This is a genomic window from Faecalibacterium sp. DFI.5.82 (assembly GCF_029076575.1).
GTDB lineage: Bacteria > Bacillota > Clostridia > Oscillospirales > Ruminococcaceae > Faecalibacterium > Faecalibacterium duncaniae.
This window is the reverse complement of sequence record NZ_JARFIS010000692.1, coordinates 1-303: the sequence shown is the minus strand read 5'-3', so window position 1 is coordinate 303 and position 303 is coordinate 1. Positions and strand designations below refer to the sequence as shown.

The 303-nt window shown below is 61.4% G+C and carries 1 pseudogene; it reads right to left on the bottom strand.

Going from position 1 to position 303, the window contains the following annotated elements:
* Positions 1-118: 118 nt before the first annotated feature.
* A pseudogene (locus tag P0G09_RS18475) lies at positions 119-303 on the bottom strand (hypothetical protein); the annotation flags it as partial.

The following is a 303-nucleotide window of genomic DNA, read 5'->3' as shown; positions in this document are numbered from 1 at the left end:
AGCTCCACATTGCCGACCTGAAGGCCACCTACCTCATGGAACACCGCACCAGCGCCGTGCGGTAACATCCCTAAGACGCAAAAAAGACGATGCACAGCGTTTGTGCATCGTCTGTTTGTTATACAGTCATTAAGCTTTCCAGCTGATGTACCAGATCCACCGCCTGATGGTCGAGCGCCGTGGTGGGCTTCCAGTCCGGCTGCGCAAAGGGGCGGCGTTCCTCCTCCAGTTCCGGCGGCGCGGCCTGCGGGGCAGGCTCCTGCTCTGGTACAGCATCCGGCTGGGGCTGCTCTGCCTTGGGGG